This window comes from Stenotrophomonas sp. 62841_Sma, from assembly GCF_056482945.1.
Map to the genome: position 1 here is coordinate 732,322 of NZ_CM151224.1, position 19,558 is coordinate 751,879.

General features: G+C 66.1%; 13 protein-coding genes, 1 tRNA gene and 1 riboswitch. Of the genes, 8 read left to right on the forward strand and 6 right to left on the reverse strand.

Translation table 11 applies throughout. The features are described 5' to 3' along the window. Positions 1-76: 76 nt before the first annotated feature. On the reverse strand, positions 77-808 hold the full coding sequence (locus tag ACZK5G_RS03290; RefSeq protein WP_478465333.1) for a GTP pyrophosphokinase: 732 nt from the start codon (positions 806-808) through the stop codon (positions 77-79). A 59-nt stretch (positions 809-867) separates the two neighbouring features. Next, on the reverse strand, positions 868-2,313 hold the full coding sequence (gene ahcY, locus ACZK5G_RS03295) for an adenosylhomocysteinase (protein ID WP_014036003.1): 1,446 nt from the start codon (positions 2,311-2,313) through the stop codon (positions 868-870). Positions 2,314-2,349: 36 nt separating this feature from the next. Further along, positions 2,350-2,433, reverse strand: a riboswitch (S-adenosyl-L-homocysteine riboswitch). A gap of 120 nt (positions 2,434-2,553) precedes the next feature. Here ahcY and ACZK5G_RS03300 point away from each other — a divergent pair. From ACZK5G_RS03300 to ACZK5G_RS03320, 5 genes are all read left to right on the forward strand, one after another. Next, complete coding sequence (locus ACZK5G_RS03300) at positions 2,554-5,070, forward strand: S9 family peptidase (RefSeq protein ID WP_478465335.1); 2,517 nt, start codon at positions 2,554-2,556, stop codon at positions 5,068-5,070. A 172-nt stretch (positions 5,071-5,242) separates the two neighbouring features. Then, the gene (ppc, locus tag ACZK5G_RS03305) at positions 5,243-7,954 is read left to right on the forward strand and encodes a phosphoenolpyruvate carboxylase (protein WP_478466479.1); all 2,712 of its coding nucleotides are present in this window, start codon (positions 5,243-5,245) and stop codon (positions 7,952-7,954) included. A gap of 85 nt (positions 7,955-8,039) precedes the next feature. Further along, positions 8,040-8,111: transfer RNA gene (locus ACZK5G_RS03310), tRNA-Lys, on the forward strand. Between the two features lie 19 nt (positions 8,112-8,130). Beyond that, entirely contained in the window at positions 8,131-10,416 is a 2,286-nt protein-coding gene (locus ACZK5G_RS03315) for a hypothetical protein (RefSeq protein ID WP_478465336.1), read from the forward strand. Positions 10,417-10,506: 90 nt separating this feature from the next. Further along, positions 10,507-10,968 carry a hypothetical protein gene (locus ACZK5G_RS03320; RefSeq protein ID WP_478465338.1) on the forward strand — a complete coding sequence of 154 codons (462 nt, stop codon included), beginning with the start codon at positions 10,507-10,509 and terminating at the stop codon, positions 10,966-10,968. A gap of 25 nt (positions 10,969-10,993) precedes the next feature. On the opposite strand, the gene ACZK5G_RS03325 is transcribed toward ACZK5G_RS03320, so the two are convergent. Next, positions 10,994-11,500 (reverse strand): acyl-CoA thioesterase, encoded by a 507-nt coding sequence (locus tag ACZK5G_RS03325; protein ID WP_049399791.1) that lies wholly within the window; start codon positions 11,498-11,500, stop codon positions 10,994-10,996. Between the two features lie 138 nt (positions 11,501-11,638). Then, the gene (gene metK / locus ACZK5G_RS03330; protein WP_012510070.1) at positions 11,639-12,850 is read right to left on the reverse strand and encodes a methionine adenosyltransferase; all 1,212 of its coding nucleotides are present in this window, start codon (positions 12,848-12,850) and stop codon (positions 11,639-11,641) included. Positions 12,851-13,185: 335 nt separating this feature from the next. Between metK and olsF the strand changes: the two genes are divergently transcribed. The 3 genes from olsF (at position 13,186) to ACZK5G_RS03345 (ending at position 16,895) form a co-directional block, all read left to right on the forward strand. Then, positions 13,186-14,901 carry a bifunctional ornithine lipid synthase OlsF gene (olsF, locus tag ACZK5G_RS03335; RefSeq protein WP_478465339.1) on the forward strand — a complete coding sequence of 572 codons (1,716 nt, stop codon included), beginning with the start codon at positions 13,186-13,188 and terminating at the stop codon, positions 14,899-14,901. Beyond that, positions 14,898-15,698 (forward strand): UDP-2,3-diacylglucosamine diphosphatase, encoded by an 801-nt coding sequence (locus ACZK5G_RS03340; RefSeq protein ID WP_126927691.1) that lies wholly within the window; start codon positions 14,898-14,900, stop codon positions 15,696-15,698. Before olsF ends, ACZK5G_RS03340 begins: the two co-directional genes overlap by 4 nt. Positions 15,699-15,827: 129 nt before the next feature. After that, on the forward strand, positions 15,828-16,895 hold the full coding sequence (locus ACZK5G_RS03345) for a metal-dependent hydrolase (protein WP_478465341.1): 1,068 nt from the start codon (positions 15,828-15,830) through the stop codon (positions 16,893-16,895). Between the two features lie 650 nt (positions 16,896-17,545). On the opposite strand, the gene ACZK5G_RS03350 is transcribed toward ACZK5G_RS03345, so the two are convergent. After that, positions 17,546-18,373 (reverse strand): methyltransferase domain-containing protein, encoded by an 828-nt coding sequence (locus tag ACZK5G_RS03350; RefSeq protein WP_478465342.1) that lies wholly within the window; start codon positions 18,371-18,373, stop codon positions 17,546-17,548. 142 nt (positions 18,374-18,515) lie between these two features. Next, the gene (gene dusB, locus ACZK5G_RS03355) at positions 18,516-19,511 is read right to left on the reverse strand and encodes a tRNA dihydrouridine synthase DusB (RefSeq protein WP_478465343.1); all 996 of its coding nucleotides are present in this window, start codon (positions 19,509-19,511) and stop codon (positions 18,516-18,518) included. Between the last annotated feature and the right edge of the window lie 47 nt (positions 19,512-19,558).

Consider the following 19,558-nt stretch of genomic DNA (forward strand, 5'->3'; position numbering starts at 1 on the left):
GAAGGTCTGTCCACAAACTCACTTAGCCTGAGGACTGATCTGGAGCGCCGATTGTAGTGAACAAGGTAATACATATTTAGATTCCCTTAAGCAGCTTGCTAGCAAGTAGCTTGCTAACGTGGCTCATGGCGCTTTCATATCTCTTCTTGGCGCTAGATTTATCGTCGCGAAGCTTCTTCCAAGTGTCTTTGGAGACGCCAGAACGCTTCGCTTGCACCACGCTAACGTGCGTCAGTGCATACTGCTCGTTGCGATCCTCGGCCACTCTGAATGCTTCTGAGAGGCCAATGAGGTGGCGCTGCAATTCCGGAGGCCCCCCTCCGTATTTGACTTCCTGACCATGGAGATCGGCGACCTTCTCTGAGATGCTTGCCCAGAAATTCTGAATGAGCGTTCTGATTTGAATTTCGACAACGCGGCCATCATGTCGAACAAGTGCGTGTATAGCTCTGTAACCGTTACTTGGGCGTGTAGTGCGATCAATGAATTTAATGTCAGGAAACCACTGTCTGAGAGAGTCGGCAATCTCCCTCTGCTCCATTGTCGTAGTGGCGACGACGCGGCAACCCGCAATATCTTGAATTTGAGCAAGTCTGCTGCTGCTTCGTCTCAATTTTTCAATGATCGAAATTGTTGATTTGAAGCGCCCGGTGACCGAAAGAAGCAGCTTATCTTTCAGGATTCGAACTACGTGGTTGTATGCGGGTACGAATTCTGAACGATATGCTTCTAGCTCGGTGAGCGTATTGGCATCGTCATTACCATTCTTCAGCTGCTCGCCGAGTCGTGTAACACTGCTGTTGCTCAACAATGTTGTGTCCCTCAAACCGACGGGGCGGTAAGGCCCCGTCGGATAGATAAAAACGATCAGTAGCGGTAGTGGTCCGGCTTGAACGGGCCTTCCACCGGCACGCCGATGTAGTCGGCCTGTTCCTGGCTCAGGGTGGTCAGCTTCACGCCGATCTTTTCCAGGTGCAGGCGGGCCACTTCTTCGTCCAGCTTCTTCGGCAGCAGGTAGACCTTCTTCTCGTAGCTGTCCTTGTTCGCCCACAGGTCGATCTGTGCCAGGGTCTGGTTGGCGAAGCTGTTGGACATGACGAAGCTCGGGTGGCCGGTGGCGCAGCCCAGGTTCACCAGGCGGCCTTCGGCCAGCAGGAAGATCGCGTTGCCGTTCGGGAAGATGTACTTGTCCACCTGCGGCTTGATGTTGACGTGCTTGATGCCGGCGAACGACACCAGCGCATCGACCTGGATCTCGTTGTCGAAGTGGCCGATGTTGCAGACGATGGCCTGGTCCTTCATCGCGCTCAGGTGCTCGATGCGGATGATGTCCTTGTTGCCGGTGGTGGTGACGTACAGGTCGGCACGGCCCAGGGTCGATTCGATGGTGTTGACTTCATAGCCTTCCATCGCCGCCTGCAGGGCGCAGATCGGGTCGATCTCGGTGACGATCACGCGCGCGCCGTAGGCACGCAGCGAGGCCGCGCAGCCCTTGCCGACGTCGCCGTAGCCGCAGACCACGGCCACCTTGCCGGCCAGCATCACGTCCATCGCGCGCTTCAGGCCATCGGCCAGCGACTCGCGGCAGCCGTACAGGTTGTCGAACTTGCTCTTGGTGACCGAGTCGTTGACGTTGATCGCCGGGATCAGCAGGGTGCCGGCCTGGGCCAGCTGGTACAGGCGGTGCACGCCGGTGGTGGTCTCTTCGGAGACGCCCTTCCAGTCCTTGACCACGCGGCCCCAGTAACCCGGGCGCTCCTTGGCGACGCGCTTGAGCAGGTTCTTGATGACCTGTTCTTCGTGCGAGGCAGAGGCGGTGTTGACCCAGTCGCTGCCGTTTTCCAGCTCGTAGCCCTTGTGGATCAGCAGGGTCACGTCACCGCCGTCGTCGACCACCAGTTCCGGGCCGGTCAGGGTGCCGTCGGCCAGGGTGAAGGTCAGCGCGTCCAGGGTGCAGTCCCAGTACTCTTCCAGGGTCTCGCCCTTCCAGGCGAACACCGGGGTGCCGGTGGCGGCGATGGCGGCAGCGGCGTGGTCCTGGGTCGAGAAGATGTTGCACGAGGCCCAGCGCACGTCGGCACCGATGTCCTTCAGGGTCTCGATCAGCACGGCGGTCTGGATGGTCATGTGCAGCGAGCCGGTCACGCGCACGCCCTTCAGCGGCAGCTCGGCCTGGTACTTGCGGCGGATCGACATCAGGCCCGGCATCTCGTGCTCGGCGATGTCCAGTTCCTTGCGGCCCCAGTCGGCCAGCGTGATGTCGCGGATCTTGTAATCACCTTCGGTGGAGAAGGTCTTGGCAACAGCGTTCATTCGTGTGCTCCGGTTGTGGGCGAGCGGGTGCTCGCATCTAGCCGGGCGCCGTTGTTACAAAGCCACCTTACCGAGCCTGGCCGGGCCTCATGGGATCCGGTCGCAGCGCCCCTCGGCAGGGGAGAACCCCCATTATATCGCGGCCCCGGCGTGACATCCGGATGACCCAACCATCGGCAGGTGGGATCGCGTGCACGGCCTGTTAAGGTCGGTGTTTTCACGCATCACACAGGTGGAACGATGAGCATGCACGCGCGCCGCACACGGCGCTGGACCGGTCTGGTCCTGTCGATGGGACTGCTGGCGGTGGCCCCGCTGGCCTGGGCTGCGTCCCCGCAGCCCGCCCAGGTACAGGCCCCGGGCGTCACCGGCTACGAACTGCCGTCGGCCGCGCTGCAGGCGGTGGTCGACGCGCCGCGCGCGCCTTCGCTGTACCTGTCGCCACGCCGCGACGTGGCCGCGTTGATGCAGATGCCGTCGCTGCCGTCGATCCAGGTGGTGGCGCAGCCGGAACTGAAGCTGGCCGGCCTGCGCATCAACCCGCGCACCTTCTCCGACAGCCGCTTCAGCTTCGGCGAGAAGCTGTGGCTGATGAACGTGGCCGACGGCAAGGAACGGCAGATCAGCGGCCTGCCGGCCACGCTGTCGATCGCCAGCGTGATGTGGTCGCCGGACCAGAAGTGGCTTGCCTTCAACCAGGTCGACGCCGCCAGCGGCGCCAATGAACTGTGGCTGGTGGATGTGGCCGGCGGCAGCGCCCGTCGTCTGGTCGCCAGCCTGAACACGGTGATCGGCAGTGGCTACCAGTGGCTGCCGGACAGCCGCGGCCTGGTGGTATTCATGCGCCCGGCCAACCTTGGTGCGGCCCCGGCCGCCGACGGCATTCCGACCGGCCCGGCCGTGCAGCAGACCAGCCAGGGCGGCGGCGTGGTGTCGATCCGTACCTACCAGGACCTGCTGAAGAACGAGGCCGACGCGCGCCAGTTCGATTACTACGCCACCACCCAGCCGATGGAAGTCAGCCTGGATGGCAACACCCGCGCGATCGGCGCAGCTGGCATCTTCATGGGCTTTGCGGTGTCGCCGGATGGCCGCTTCGTGCTGCGCCAGCCGGTGCAGCGGCCGTATTCCTACGTGGTGCCGGTGAGCAGTTTCCCGCGCCGCATTGAAGTGATCGACCGTGCCAGCGGCAAGCTGGTGCACACCGTGGCCGTGCGTCCGCTGGTGGAAGGTTTGCCGACCGGCAACGACGCTGAAGTGACCGGCGTGCGCGATATCAGCTGGCGTGGTGATGCCGATGCCACGCTGGTCTGGGCCGAAGCCCAGGACGGCGGCGACCCGAACAGGGAGGCCAAGGTGCGCGATGCGGTGCTGATGCAAGCTGCGCCGTTCGACACGCCGCCGGTCACGTTGGCCCAGCTCGGCAGCCGTCTGGTGGGCATCAACTGGGGCCGTGGCGACCTGGCCCTGCTGACCGAGTCGTGGTGGAAGACGCGCAAGACCAGGACCTGGCTGATTGCCCCGGACAATGCCGGCGCCGAGCCGCGCCTGCTGTGGGATCGCGACGGACAGGACCGCTATTCCGATCCGGGCCGGCCGCTGTTGTCCAGCGACGACCGCGGGCGCTCGCTGCTGCAGACCAGCGCCGATGGCAGCAGCCTGTATCTGGCCGGTGCCGGTGCATCGCCGGAAGGTGATCGTCCGTTCGTGGACCGCTTCGACGTCGCCACGGGCAAGGCCACCCGCCTGTTCCACTCGCAGGCGCCGAGCTATGCGCTGCCGGTGGCGTTGCTGGACAACCAGGCCAGCTCGCTGCTGCTGAGCCGCGAGAGCCCGGATGAGCCGGCCAACTTCTACGTGCAGTCGCTGGCCGATGCCGGTGCTGCACCGCGTGCGCTGACCCACTTCGCGCATCCGCTGCCGCAGTTGAAGGGCGTGCAGAAGGAGCAGATCCGCTACAAGCGCAAGGATGGCGTCGACCTGACCGCGACCCTGCTGCTGCCGCCGGGCTACGACCCGAAGCGCGACGGCCCGCGGCCGCTGCTGATGTGGGCCTACCCGGGCGAGTTCAAGAGTGCGGCTGCGGCCAGCCAGGTGACCGATTCGCCGTACCGCTTCAATGCGGTCAGCTACTGGGGCCCGCAGGCGTTCCTGGCCAAGGGCTATGTGGTGCTGGCCAGCCCGTCGATGCCGATCATCGGCGAAGGCGACAAGGAGCCCAACGACACCTACATCGAACAGCTGGTGGCCAACGCGCAGGCCGCCGTGGATGAAGTGGTGCGCCGTGGCGTGACCGATCGCGATCACATCGCCGTTGGTGGCCATTCCTACGGTGCGTTCATGACCGCCAACCTGCTGGCGCACACGCGCCTGTTCAAGGCGGGCATCGCGCGCAGCGGCGCCTACAACCGCACGCTCACGCCGTTCGGCTTCCAGGCCGAGGAGCGCAACTACTGGCAGGCGCAGGACGTCTACCAGAAGATGGCGCCGTTCAACTACGCCGACAGGATCAAGGATCCGATCCTCTTCATCCACGGCGTGGACGACAACAACTCCGGCACGTTCCCGATGCAGAGCGAGCGCATGTTCGCCGCAGTGAAGGGCCTGGGTGGTACCGCGCGTCTGGTGATGCTGCCGAACGAATCGCATGCCTACCGTGCACGCGAGTCGATCATGACCATGCTGGCCGAAAGCGAGCGCTGGCTGGAACAGACCATCGGCCCGGCCGAGCAGGGCAAGGCGAAGAAGAAGCGCTGACGTGACCCGGTAGTGCCGGCCGCTGGCCGGCAACCTCATGGACTCACGCGACCTGAGGTTGCCGGCCAGCGGCCGGCACTACCAGATGAAACCATTTTTGCATCGCAGCACGATGCCCGTTCTGGTTTAGGCTTGGGGTCTGGATCCGTTGACCGAGGCCTGTGCGTCGCCGATGAACGAGTACCGCAGCAGCATCGAGTTTGCTTCCCCCGATCTTCCGCTTCGCGATGACGTGCGCCGGCTCGGCGCGCTGGTTGGCGACCTGCTGGTTGAACAGGTCTCCGCCGCGTTCCTCGACGATGTCGAGGACGTGCGCACCCGCGCCATCGCCCGCCGCGAGAACCAGGCGCCGTTGTCGGAGCTGGCCGATGGCCTGGCCGGGCGCACGCCTCAGCAGGCCGAAACCATGGTGCGGGCCTTCAGCACCTACTTCCAGGTGGTCAACATCGCCGAGCGCGTGCATCGCATCCGCCGCCGCCGTGACTACCAGCGCGCCGGTACCGCAGGGGCGCAGCCCGATGGCCTGCAGGATGCACTGCAGCACCTGAAGGCGCAGGGCGTGGGCCTGGACGAGCTGGCGCAGTGGCTGCCACGCATCGACATTGAACCGGTGTTCACCGCACACCCGACCGAAGCAGTGCGCCGCGCGCTGCTGGAGAAGGAGCAGCTGATGGTGGCCAGCCTGGTCGACAATCTCGATGGCCAGCGCACACCGGGTGAAGCCGCCGCCGATGCCGCGCGCTTCCGCATGGCATTGACCGCTTCGTGGCAGACCACCGATTCCTCGCCGGTGCGGCCCACCGTCGATGACGAACGCGAGCACGTCGGCTTCTATCTGGTGCAGGTGCTGTACCGGGTGATTCCGGTGCTGTACGAATCGCTGCAGCAGGCGCTGCGCGATACCTACGGCGAAGAACTGCCGCTGCCACGCCTGCTGCGATTCGGCACCTGGGTGGGCGGCGACATGGACGGCAATCCGAACGTGGATGCCCATACCATCCGCAATACGCTGGATGCGCAGCGGCAGGCGGTGCTCGCGCGCTACCAGAAGGAACTGCTGCAGCTGGCCAGCCTGCTCAGCCAGTCCACCGAGCGGGTGGGTGTGAGCGATGCGCTGCAGGCACGGGTGGCGCACTACCAGCAGCTGCTGCCGCAGGTGCAGTCGCGCCCACGCCATGCCGACATGCCGTACCGCCTGCTCAATGACCGCATGCGTGCACGCCTGCAGGCCACACTGGATGACGGCGAAGGCGCCTACGCCGGTCCTGATGAACTGATCGAGGATCTGCAGCTGATCCTCGACAGCCTGCGCGCCAACCGCGGCGAACATGCCGGTGGCTTCGCCGTGCAGCGCCTGCTGTGGCGGGTGAAGACCTTCGGCTTCCACCTGGCACGGTTGGACGTGCGCCAGGAATCGAGCGTGCATGCGCGCGCGCTGGCCACCGTGCTGGGCGGCGACGCAGCGTGGGACAGTCTCGATGCCGTGGGGCGTGCGCGTCTGCTGGCGCCGCATGCCAGTGGTGACGCGCCGTTGCCGAAGGGCGACGACGAAGGCAACCAGCGTCTGGATGCGGTATTTGCGGCGTTGGCCGATGCGCGTGCGCGCCATGGTGGCGATGCGCTGGGCAGCTACATCATCTCGATGGCACACGACCGCAGTGACGTGCTGGCCGTGCTGGCGCTGGCACGCCGTGGCGGCCTGGTGGAAGAGGGCGGTTCGGTGCCGCTGGATATCGCGCCGCTGTTCGAGACGGTGGACGACCTCAAGCGTGGCACCGCGACCCTGCGCGACCTGCTGGCCGATCCGGTGTACCGCGCACACCTGCATGCACGCGATGACGTGCAGATGGTGATGCTGGGCTATTCGGACAGCAGCAAGGACGGCGGCATCGCTGCTTCGCGCTGGGGCCTGCAACGCGCGCAGGTGGAACTGCTGGAGGTGGCGGCCGAGGCCGGCATCCGCCTGACCTTCTTCCATGGCCGTGGTGGTTCGATCAGCCGCGGTGGCGGCAAGACCACGCACGCGGTGGATGCTTCGCCGCGCGGCAGCATCGATGGCCGCCTGCGGGTGACCGAGCAGGGCGAGGTGATCCATCGCAAATACGGCATCCGTGCGCTGGCGCTGCGCTCGCTGGAACAGGCCACCGGCGCGGTGCTGCGCGCCAGCCTCCGCCCGCGGGCTGCCGAACCCCGCGAGGATGAGTGGCGACCGGTGATGGATGTGGTCGCTGGCTCCAGCAGCGAGGTGTACCGCGCCTTCGTCGGCCAGTCTGGCTTCATGGACTACTTCCGCACGGCCACGCCGATCGACGTGATCGAGCGGATGACGCTGGGTTCGCGTCCGTCGCGCCGGCTCGGCCAGGACGCGGCGTTGGGCAACCTGCGCGCGATTCCCTGGGTGTTCGCCTGGAGCCAGGCGCGTGCAGTCATTCCCGGGTGGTATGGCGTGGGCAGCGGCCTGCAGGCGGCAGTCGATGCTGGTCACGAGCAGACCCTGCGCGAGATGGCACGTGACTGGCCGTTCTTCCGTACCTTCCTGGACGACATCGCGATGGTGCTGTCCAAGGGGGATATCACCATTGCCGAGCAGTTCTCGCTGTTGTCGGGCGACCTGCACGGGCGCTTCTTCCCGCAGGTACAGCGCGAACTGGAACTGACCCGGCACTGGTTGCTGGCGCTGATGGGCCAGCAGACGTTGCTCGACCACGATGCGCGGCTGTCGCTTTCGATCCGCCTGCGCAATCCGTACGTCGATCCGATCAGCGTGCTGCAGGTGGATCTGCTGCAGCGCTGGCGCGAAAGCGGGCGCGAGGATGAAGACCTGCTGCGCGCGCTGGTGGCCTGCGTGAACGGTGTTTCGCAGGGTGTGCAGAACACCGGTTGATCCGCTTTCGTGGGACGGGGAATTCCCCCGTCCGTTCTCCATCGCTTGCCGTGCGGTCGACTATCGGACAGCATGCGGACTCTACTCCGGGGTAGTTCAGTGGTAGAACACCTGGCTCTTACCCGGGTGGGCGCTGGTTCGATTCCAGCCCCCGGACCACATGGATTCCAGCAGTGATGGCCAAGGACGACGAACGCGACGCTTCACCCACCATCGGGAACGGCTACATCGATGCCCAGATGCGGAAGGCATTGCACGCGTTGAAGGAAGCCTCCACCCGACAACAGCGCCAGTCCGCACAGGCACGTGTCGATCGCTGGAGCCGACTTCTCGACGGCAAGGCCCTTGACCTGCTGCAGCACGGCTCACGGATGCCCATCGCCGGGGTGCCTGCGTGGGCTACACCGGAAGTTGCGACCGGCGGTTTTGCCACCGGTACCCTGCTGGCCGGGGGGCCGCTGCTGGACTGGGAAAAGCATCTGGCCGCGCAGGTCCTGGGTGCGGGTGACGGCAATCTACGCCTTCGCCTGAACGAATGGTGCCTGAGCGACGAAGGCCTGGCTTGGCTGCACGCGCGCCTGCAGCGGGGCGACTATCACGTCAGTGTGCCGGAAGAGTCGGCGCTGCTTACCGTGGCCTGGCTCCTGCAGCAGGGTGCGCATGCGCAGGTGGAACCGATTCTGGCCACCATCATCGGCTGGTTCGCGAGCCTGCGTTTCTACCCGGAGCCTGTCCAGATGGCTACCGGGTCCGGGAGTTCCCCGGCAGAGGGTGACATCACACTCTTCGTGAACACGGCCGGCGCCGTTGCCGCGCAGTTGCAGCGGTGTACCAGTTCGGTACGGGTGAAGGAGCAGCACCGGGTGCTGACGCAATGGCGTCCGCTGTATGCGACCGCTGTCGGGCTGTTCCTGCAGACCTTGCAGGAGGATCAGCCCTCCATGCGTTTCCCGCAGGGCTGGCTGCTGGAAGCACAGCCCGTCGTCGCCGCGTTCAAGACGCTTCGCGGGAAATCACCGCAGCGCACTGCGTCGCGGCATCGCGACGTTGAATTGCTGGAGTACCTGACGCTGTGCGTGCACGATGGCACGGTGCTGAATCCACATCAGCTGTCGCGTGTGCGTCAGATCGTGAACGATCACGTCGAAAAGCACAGCAGGCCGGGTTCGGCCAGCTACGCGGCTCGCATGGCCTTCGAGCAGGAGAGCGTCGCTGCGCCACCTCATGCCGCCCTCGCGCGGATCGCCGCTGCACGTCTGCACCGGTTTCCTGCCGATGCCGGCGTTGTTGATGTCGCATCGCTGCAGCGGGATGTGCAGCCGGATGAAGCAACCGCCCTCGTTGCCGCGGGAAGCGTGCTGCCGCTTGCGGTGCGTCGGCGTGTGGCGCGTTGCCAGCAGGGGTCCGTTGAACAGCTGATCGAGGCAGGGCTTGTGACTTCGCTGGAGTCGCTCGCCCTGCTGCTTCCGCCGCTGGGTGCACGCATCGCCGAGCGAGGCTTCACCGACCCGGTCCATGGCCGTCTCTATGCTGCATGCCAGACCGCCTTCAATGCGCGTCGTTCGCTGCTGCTGCTGAACCTGCAGTCGCAGGTGCGCATGGCGGAGTTGCCATGGGCCGCTGCACTGGCAGGCGAACGGCAGCGTGGGACACCTGCTGCCAAGCAGATGCTGGCCGACATCGTGGCCCTGGCGCTGCGCCATTACCCGGAAACGCCCTTGCCCAACCCCCTGCTGCGACAGCTGCGGAGCCTGGCGGACAGTGCTGGTGCTGATCTGCCACTGGTGGAAGAGCTGGCCGCAGATATCTTCATGGGCAAGTTCGCCCCCGGCTTCGCGGCAGCGGCACGGCATGCCGGACGGTTCACCTCAGGCAGTCTGTACGCCCGCTACTACGGTATCGACAGCACGATGCTCGAGCGGCTTGGCGAACCGACACTCCGAACGGGCCGACGGTCACAGTATCGGGTAGACGATCTGGCGGGCCTGTGCATGGCTCGGGCAGACCTTGCACCGGGCCAGGCAGCGCCCGCTGCGAATGGCGCAGTGATCGAACAGGTGCAGATCCTGACCACCCACAACCTGGCGGTCCTGTTCGACCGTTTCCAGCTCGACGCGATGCTGGCCGAGGAACTGCCGGACATGATCCAGCGTAGTTTTGCTGCGGTCTGTACCGACCTGCAGCAGGTCGCTCCGCACTGGCATGCATGGCTGACAGCACGCAGGCGAGGCGCCTACGCGTGGCGGCAGATGGTGTTCTTCCTCTCGAGGCTGGATGACGCCGGCTTGGCGCAATCCATGGCGACACTAAGGTTGCTCTTCACTGCACAGCCATCCGATTTCCAGCGGCGCTTTGCGCCCGCGATGGAAGGCCTGGTTCTGGCGTCGCGGGGCGGACAACCGGCGCAGGTGCTGCTCGGCTGGAGCCCGCAGTCCTGGTTGCAGCCTCCTACAGGGCATTGACTGGGACCTGAGATTGCCGGCCAGCGGCCGGCACTACCGTGGTGTAGGTTGCACGGCTGGCCCCCGCGCCTTCCGGTATCCTCCCGCCCCATGAAGCATTCCTGGCGTATCAGCAAATACTGGCAGCGGACGCCTGAGGGTTACCTGTGGTCACCGCCCGAGGAGTGGACTGACTTCAGCGATGTCGGCAAGCGCGTGAGCATCGAGGATTACCTCGTTGTCGAGGATGCCTATCTGGACGTGATAAGGCGTTTCTGTGTCGGCATCGGTGTCGAGTCCCTTCGCATCCAGTCGCTTTCTTCGCACGGCCCGTGTCAGTACCACGACGGCCAGCAACTCGGCCTGCACGAGATTGAGCGGGTGGCGCGCGGCGTGCTGCGCAACGCCTTCTGGTGCAAGCTGGTCTATCAGAACGCCGAAGTGCACTTCGGCTACGACTACTACATGTATGCGGTGTCGTCGGTGGACGCGTCGGCCGCATTGGCAGACGCCAACCCGTTATTGAACATCGAGCGGTTCCACTCTCCCTATCTGCCCGAACGGGAAGGGTAGTGCCGGCCGCTGGCCGGCAGAACCCTCATTCTTCCGGCGACGGCGGGTTCGACGCCAGCAGTTCCAGATGCCGCTGCTCCATTTCCTGGCGCAACTGGCGGCGGATCAGCGCGGCCGCCTGGCGGCGCTTCTCGTCCGACGTGACCGGCTGCAATGACGGCACCGGCGTTGGCCGGCCTTCCTCGTCCACGGCCACCATGGTGAAGAAGCAGCTGTTGGCATGGCGCACGCTGCGCTTGAGGATGTCCTCGGCCACCACCTTGATGCCGATCTCCATCGACGAGGTGCCGGTGTAATTCACCGAGGCCAGGAAGGTGACCAGCTCGCCCACCGCGATGGGCTGGCGGAACATCACCTGGTCCACCGACAGGGTGACCACGTAGCTGCCGGCGTAACGGCTGGCGCAGGCGTAGGCGACCTGGTCGAGCAGGCGCAGGATGGCGCCACCGTGGACCTTGCCGGAGAAATTGGCCATCTCCGGCGACATCAGCACGGTCATGGACAGCTGGTGGGTTTTCAGTTCGGTCGACATGGGGCGATTGTATCGGCAACCGGTAGTGCCGACCGCTGGCCGGCAACCACGCGATTGTTCCCGGAGGCCATGAAAAAGCCGGCCAGCGGCCGGCTCTACCAGAAGCAGAAGGGCCGCTTGCGCGGCCCTTCGTGTTTCTTACTTCAGCTTCGCATCGGCGCGCAGGGCGGCGGCGCGGTCGGTCTTCTCCCAGGAGAAGGCCGTGGCGTTGACGGTCTCGCCTTCGCCGTTGAGGTAGCTGAACTCCTTCGGCTTGCGGCCGAAGTGGCCGTAGGCCGCGGTCTGCTGGTACATCGGGTGCACCAGGTCCAGCATCTTGATGATGCCGTACGGGCGCAGGTCGAAGTGCTTGCGGATCAGCTTCTCGATCTTGTCGTCGCTGATCTTGCCGGTGCCGAAGGTGGTGACCGAGATCGAGGTCGGCTCAGCCACGCCGATGGCGTAGGAAACCTGCACTTCGCAGCGGTCGGCCAGGCCGGCGGCAACCACGTTCTTGGCGACGTAGCGGGCCGCGTAGGCCGCCGAACGGTCGACCTTGGACGGGTCCTTGCCGGAGAAGGCGCCACCACCGTGACGGGCCCAGCCGCCGTAGGTGTCGACGATGATCTTGCGGCCGGTCAGGCCGCAGTCGCCCACCGGGCCGCCGATCTCGAACTTGCCGGTCGGGTTGATGTGGAACTTGGTGCCCTTGTGCAGCCACTTGGCCGGCAGCACCGGCTTGATGATCTCTTCGCGGACGGCCTCGATGAGGTCCTTCTGCTTGATGCCCGGGGCGTGCTGGGTCGACAGGACCACGGCGTCGATGGCCGAGACCACGCCGTTTTCATAGCGCAGGGTGACCTGGCTCTTGGCGTCCGGACGCAGCCACGACAGCGGCGAGTTCTTCTTCTTGCGGATCTTGGCCTGCTGCTCGACCAGGCGGTGCGACAGGTGGATCGCGGCCGGCATGTAGCTGTCGGTCTCGTTGGTGGCATAGCCGAACATCAGGCCCTGGTCGCCAGCGCCCATTTCTTCCGGCTTCTTGCGGTCCACGCCCTGGGCGATGTGCGGCGACTGCTTGCCGATCAGGTTCAGCACGCCACAGGTGGCGCCGTCGAAGCCGACGTCGGAGCTGTCATAGCCGATGTCCACGATGACCTTGCGGGTCAGCGCTTCCAGGTCGATCCAGGCGCTGGTGGTGATCTCACCGGCCACAATGGCAACACCGGTCTTGACCATGGTCTCGCAGGCCACGCGGGCGCGCTGGTCCTGGGTCAGGATCGCGTCCAGCACCGCATCGGAGATCTGGTCGGCAACCTTGTCCGGATGGCCTTCGGAGACCGACTCGGAGGTGAAGAGATAGCTGGACATCAGGCGTAATATCCCTTGATTCGGATGGAAAGATGGGCGCGAATGATACACGGGGTGCGCCGCCTGTGCATTGTGAACCTGTACCGGTTGCCGGTGGTTAAGCCCGCGTAGGCCCGGCAGGGGCCGTCCGGCCGGGATTGGGGCTCAGCCTCGAGGCCCAGTGTTCCACCAGCGTGACAACGCAGCGGGCGGCTACCGGCCCCGACTGCGCGGGCCACAACGCCCGGCAGCGGCTGTGCGGCCGTCATCGTTCTGCCCAAAAACCGCCATCTGGCTGCCGCCTGCCGAGCGCAGGCTGTCGGCCAATCCGGCCGCCGGGCATGAGTGGATCTGCCATGCAGGAACTTGAACAGCGTCTCCAGCAACGCTTCCCCGATTGGTTCCTCGGCCGCCGGGGCCAACTGGCGCGGCCGTTGCTGCGCAGCGTCGGTCGCTGGTCGCGGTTGGACCAGATCGAAGCCTTCCTGCAGCGCAGCTCAGGCCTGCGTGGCTTCGGCTTCGTCGCCGCCGGCCTGGAGTTCATCGACGGTCAGTACCAGGTGGACCCGGCCGCGCTGGCCAGGATCCCGGCCACCGGCCGCCTGCTGATCGTCGCCAACCATCCCTCCGGGGCACTGGACGCCCTCGCCCTGCTGGACGCGGTCGGCCGCATCCGCCGTGACGTGCGGATCGTGGCCAACGACCTGTTGGGGGCAATCGCGCCACTGCAGGACCTGCTGCTGCCGGTGCGCATCCTCGGTGGCAAGGCCCAGCGCGGCAGCCTGCATGCCGTCGAGGAAGCACTGGCCGCCGAGCAGTGCGTGATCGTGTTCCCGGCCGGCGAGGTCTCGCGGCTGTCGCTGCGCGGCATCCGTGATGGCCGCTGGCAGCGCGGTTTCGTCCGTTTTGCCCGCGCGGCCGGCGCACCGGTGCTGCCGGTGCGTGTGGAGGCGCGCAACTCGGCGCTGTTCTACGGCGCCTCGACCCTGTTCAAGCCGGCCGGCACCGCGCTGCTGGCGCGCGAGATGTTCACCCGTCGTGGCCGTCCGCTGCGGCTGCGCATCGGCGAGCCGATGCAGCTGGGCAAGGGCGGCGACCCGGGCGCCCAACTGCTGGCGGTACGCCGCGCGCTGTATGCGCTGGGCCGCACTGGCGCGGCCGGCAATCCCGCAGCCTGCGCAGGCCCCGAGCCGCTGGCGGCCCCGGTGCCGCCTTCGCAGGTGGCCGCCGGCATTGCCGCGTCGACCCAGCTGGGCCAGACCGCCGATGGCAAGCAGATCATGTTGGCGACCTGTACCGCCGATTCGCCGCTGCTGCTGGAGCTGGGGCGCCTGCGCGAGCTGACCTTCCGCCAGGTAGGCGAGGGCACCGGGCGCAGCCGCGATCTGGACGATTACGATCCGCGGTACGAACACATCGTGATCTGGGACGCGGCCGCGCAGCGCATCGCCGGCGCCTACCGGATCATGCGTGGTGCTCACGCGCTGGCCCGGCACGGCCTGTCCGGGCTCTACAGCGCGTCGCTGTTCCGCTATTCCGACGACGCCATCACCCACATCGCCGAAGGCCTGGAACTGGGCCGCAGCTTCGTGGTGCCTGATTACTGGGGCAGCCGCAGCCTGGACTATCTGTGGCAGGGCATCGGCGCCTACCTGCAGTGCCGGCCCGGCATCCGCTACCTGTTCGGCGCCGTGTCGATCAGCGCAGCGCTGCCACGCGATGCACGCGAGCAGCTGGTGGCGTACTACCAGCGCTACTACAGCGGTACCGCCGGCCTGGCCGAATCGAACCGCCCGTTCCAGTACTTCGCCGCGCCGCCAAGTTTCGGCGAGCTGGATGCAGGTGCCGCGTTCGACGTGCTCAAGGCCAACCTGGCCGCACTCGGCACCGGCGTGCCGACGCTGTATCGCCAGTACACCGATCTGTGCGAACCCGGTGGCGCCCGTTTCCTTGCCTTCGGTGTCGACCCGGACTTCAGTGATTCGATCGACGGCCTGATTGAAGTGGACCTGTGCGCGATCAGGCCGAACAAGCGCAAACGCTACCTGCGCGACGTGGGGACGCCGGCATGAGCGCGCTGGCGAACCTGTCGCCGCACCGGCGCGCAGTGTTCGTCTCCGACGTGCACCTGGGGTCACGTCATTGCCATGCCACCGAGCTGGCGCGGTTCCTCTCGCAGCTGCGCTGCGAACGGTTGTACCTGGTGGGCGACATCATCGACCTGTGGTGGATGGCGCATCGCCGCGCCAACTGGCGCCAGTCGCACAGCGAAGTCATCCAGGCCCTGCACGCGCTGCGCCGTGCCGGGACCGAGATCGTCTACATCCCCGGCAACCATGACGCGTCACTGCGCCACGTGTGCGGGCTGATGCTCCCAGCGATGCAGGTGCGCCGTCGCGCCATCCATGTGACCGCCGATGGCCGTCGCCTGCTCGTTGCGCATGGGGACGAGTACGACGGCGTGACCCACTTCGGTGGCCTGCAGGAAAAGTTCGGTGACTGGCTGTACTACCGCATCCTGACCGGCAACCAGGCGTTGAATGCGGTGCGGCGGCGGCTGGGGATGCGCTACTGGTCGCTGTCGGAGTTCCTGAAGAAGCGCAGCGGCGCGGCCGAACGCTATATCGAGCGCTTCGTGCAGGCCGGGCTGGATGACGTGCGGCGGCGCGGACTGGATGGCATCGTCTGTGGCCACATCCACCGCGCCGCGCTGATCGAGCGCGATGGCCTGGTCTATGCCAACGACGGCGACTGGGTGGAGAGCCTGACCGCGCTGGCCGAAGACCATGATGGCGCGCTGCGCCTGCTTGACCACAATGGCCAGACCCTGGTGGAACTGCCGGGCGCGCGCCTGTCGCAGGCGGCCTGAACCTGCTCTTGTAGAGTCGAGCTTGCTCGACTGCTCTATCCGCAGTCGAGCAAGCTCGACTCTACAGGGGCGGAACAGTCGAGCAAGCTCGACTCTACAAACGCGCGGCCATCGCGCTAGCATCGGCCCATGGATTCCCTGACCCAGATCGTGCTCGGCGGCACCGTCGCTGCTGCCATTGCCCCGCCCGGACATCGCCGTGCGGCCCTGCTGGCCGGTGCGGCGCTTGGCACCCTGCCGGACCTCGACGCCCTGTGGCTCGGCTTCACCGCCGTCGACCCGGTGGCGAACATGATCGAGCACCGCAGCTTCAGCCATTCGCTGTTGGTGCTGCCCTGGGTGGCTGCACTGGTCTGGTGGTTGTTCAAGCGCTTCGGCAACGGCCGCGTCGCGCAATCGCCGGTGCGCTGGTTCTGGGCGATCCAGCTGGCGCTGGTCACCCATCCGCTGTTGGATGCGTTCACCGTCTACGGCACCCAGCTGTGGTGGCCGTTGCGGCCACACCCGACCATGGGCTCCAGCGTTTTCATCATCGATCCCGGCTACACGGTATGGCTGCTGCTGGGCTGCGTGCTGGCCTGGTTTGGCCGCGCCCGCCCCTGGGCTGGCAAGGTGCTGGGTGTGGCGTTGCTGGTCAGCAGCGCCTACCTGGGTTGGGGCCTGATCGCCAAGGCGCAGGTCGACCGTGCTGCCCAGCAGAGCCTGGCGGCGATGGGCCTGGGCGATGCGCCGCGCTTCTCGGTGCCGATGCCGTTCAACACCCTGCTGTGGCGCGTGGTGGCAATGACGCCGAACGGCTACGTGGTGGGCGACCGCTCGCTGGTGGCCGACCACGGGCCGATGCGGTTCGAAGGCCACGCATCCAACGTGCAGGCCTTGCGCGAAGCGCAGGCCATTCCGGCGGTGCAGCAGCTGACGTGGTTCAACCGTGGCTTCATGCGTGCGCAGGTGGTGGACGGCCGGCTGGTGCTGAGCGACCTGCGCATGGGGCTGGAACCGGACTACACCTTCAACTTCGCGGTGGCCGAGCAGGCTGATGGGCAGTGGCGGGCGATCACGCCCGAGCAGGTGCGGGTGGATTACAGCAGCCCGGCTGCACGCGCCGACGTCGGACGCCGGTTGGCCGCGATGTGGCAGCGGATCTGGCAGGAGCCGGCAGCACAGCCGGGTGCGGCCGACCACAGCGCCGTGCATTGATCAGTAGATCCACGCCATGCGTGGATGGCGCGGACATTGGCGAAGACAGCCACGCATGGCGTGGCTCTACTGCCTCCATCGGCAGTGCAGTGTCGCATCCGCAGATCCACGCCATGCGTGGATGGTGCGGGCATCGGAAGGCAGCCACGCATGGCGTGGCTCTACTGCCTCCATCGGCAGTGCAGTGTCGCATCCGTAGATCCACGCCATGCGTGGATGGCGGGGGCATCGGCGAAGGCAGCCACGCATGGCGTGGCTCTACTGCCTCCATCGGCGGTGCAGTGTCGCATCCGTAGATCCACGCCATGCGTGGATGGCGCGGGCATCGGAAGGCAGCCACGCATGGCGTGGCTCTACTGTCTCCATCGGCAGTGCAGTGTCGCATCCGTAGATCCACGCCATGCGTGGATGGCGCGGGCATCGGAAGGCAGCCACGCATGGCGTGGCTCTACTGTCTCCATCGGCGGTGCAGTGTCGCATCCGTAGATCCACGCCATGCGTGGATGGCGCGGGCATCGGCGAAGGCAGCCACGCATGGCGTGGCTCTACTGCCTCCATCGGCAGTGCAGTGTCGCATCCGTAGATACACGCCATGCGTGGATGGCGCGGGCATCGGCGAAGGCAGCCACGCATGGCGTGGCTCCACCGAATCAATACACCGTCGCGCGGCCCTGCACGAACGAATAGAAGAACACCGCATTCGGGTCGTTCTGCACCAGGCGGAACTCGCGACGCATGCCTTCCACGGTTTCCTCGTCCACCGATCCGGCCTGCAACAGCTGGTCGGCAGCCGACAGCAGCAGCTGTTCCCAGAACGCGATCATCGTCTTGCGACGGGCCGGTTCGCGGTTGTCCAGGTGGATGGTCTTGATCTCGGTGTGCACGTCGCGGAAGCCGCCGGCCAGCAGCAGGTTGCCCAGCTTGGCGCCGACGAACGGGTCGCCCCCGTGGTCGTACTGGAAATCGTTGAAGGCCATCCAGTAGCGCCAGATATGCGGCGAATACGGGTCGAGCAGGAACGAGGCATTCATCACCTCGGTGATGTAGACCGGCGAACCCGGGGCCAGCACGCGGCGCACTTCGCTCAATACGCGTGCTGGTGACGGCACGTGCTCCAGCACCCAGCACAGGAACGCCGCGTCGAAGCTGCGTGCTTCGAACGGCAGCTCCCCGGCGTCGGCCGGCTGCAGGGTGTAGCGGTCGCTGCACCACGGTGTGCGCGCCAGGTTCTCGCGCGCGGTGGCCAGCTGTGTTTCGCTCAGGTCCACGCCGGTCACGTGCAGATCGGGGAAGCGGCGCAGCAGGATTTCGGTCTGCGCGCCGACGCCGCTGCCGACTTCCAGCAGGCGACGCGCGCCGCTGTAGTCGATCTGGCCGAAGATGCTCGATTCCAGCAGCCGGGCCTGGGTCATCAGGCGCTGCTGCTCGGTGCCGGAGAATCCGTGCAGGTAGGTCGGGGAGGAAATCGGCGGGGTCATGGGGGCGGGCTCTTGTAGCGTCGAGCGTGATCAATGGAAGGGGCGCGTAGAGTCGAGCTCGCTCGACTGTTCAGAAAGCCAGTCGAGCACGCTCGACTCTACGGATCAAGGCAGTCGGGCGGGTTACGAGGGGCTGGCGCGCTCAGGCTGCCGAAGACAACGCCGGTTCCCCGGCAATCAGGCGGTCGAAGTACTCGGTCGTCAATGCGATCTGGCTGGCCGGATCTTCGGCACGGTTGACCACCGCGCGGAAGGCGGCATTCTCCGGCCGGTCCTTGGCGTACCAGCCCAGGTGCTTGCGCGCGATGCGCACGCCCTGCGGCTCGCCATAAAACGCATGCAGCGCATGCAGGTGACCAAGCAGGATGTCGCGCACTTCATCCAGCGACGGCGGCGGCAGTTCCTCGCCGGTGGCCAGGTAGTGCGCCACCTCGCGGAAGATCCATGGCCGGCCCTGTGCCGAGCGGCCGATCATCACTGCATCCACGCCGGTTTCCTTCAGGACGTAGGCGGCCTTCTGCGGCGAATCGATATCGCCGTTGGCGATCACCGGAATGCGCAGTGCGGCCTTGATCTCGCCGATCGTGGCGTACTCGGCCTGGCCGGTGTAGTGCTGGTCGCGGGTGCGGCCGTGCACCGCCAGTGCGGCGATGCCGCTGTCCTCGGCGATGCGGGCGATCAGAGGGCCGTTGCGGTGGTCGCAGTCCCAACCGGTGCGGATCTTCAGGGTGACCGGCACGTCCACCGCGTTGACCACCGCTTCGAGGATGCGCGCCACCAGCTGTTCGTCGCGCATCAGTGCCGAACCGGCCCAGGCGTTGCACACCTTCTTGGCCGGGCAGCCCATGTTGATGTCGATGATCTGCGCGCCGTGGTCCACGTTGTAGCGCGCGGCTTCGGCCAGCTGCTGCGGCTCGGTGCCGGCGATCTGCACGCTGATCGGTGCCGGCTCGCCGTCATGGTCCATGCGATGGATCGACTTGCGCGTGGTCCAGAAGCGCGGGTCGCTGATGGTCATTTCCGAGGCGGCCAGTCCCGCGCCCAGCCGTTTGCACAGCAGGCGGAAAGGCTTGTCGGTGACGCCGGCCATGGGCGCCAGCACGACGTTGGGGGCAATGGTGTACGGGCCGATCTGCATGCGCCCATTGTAGGGCGCGGGCGGCGGTACGGCCGTGTCGGGGGCGT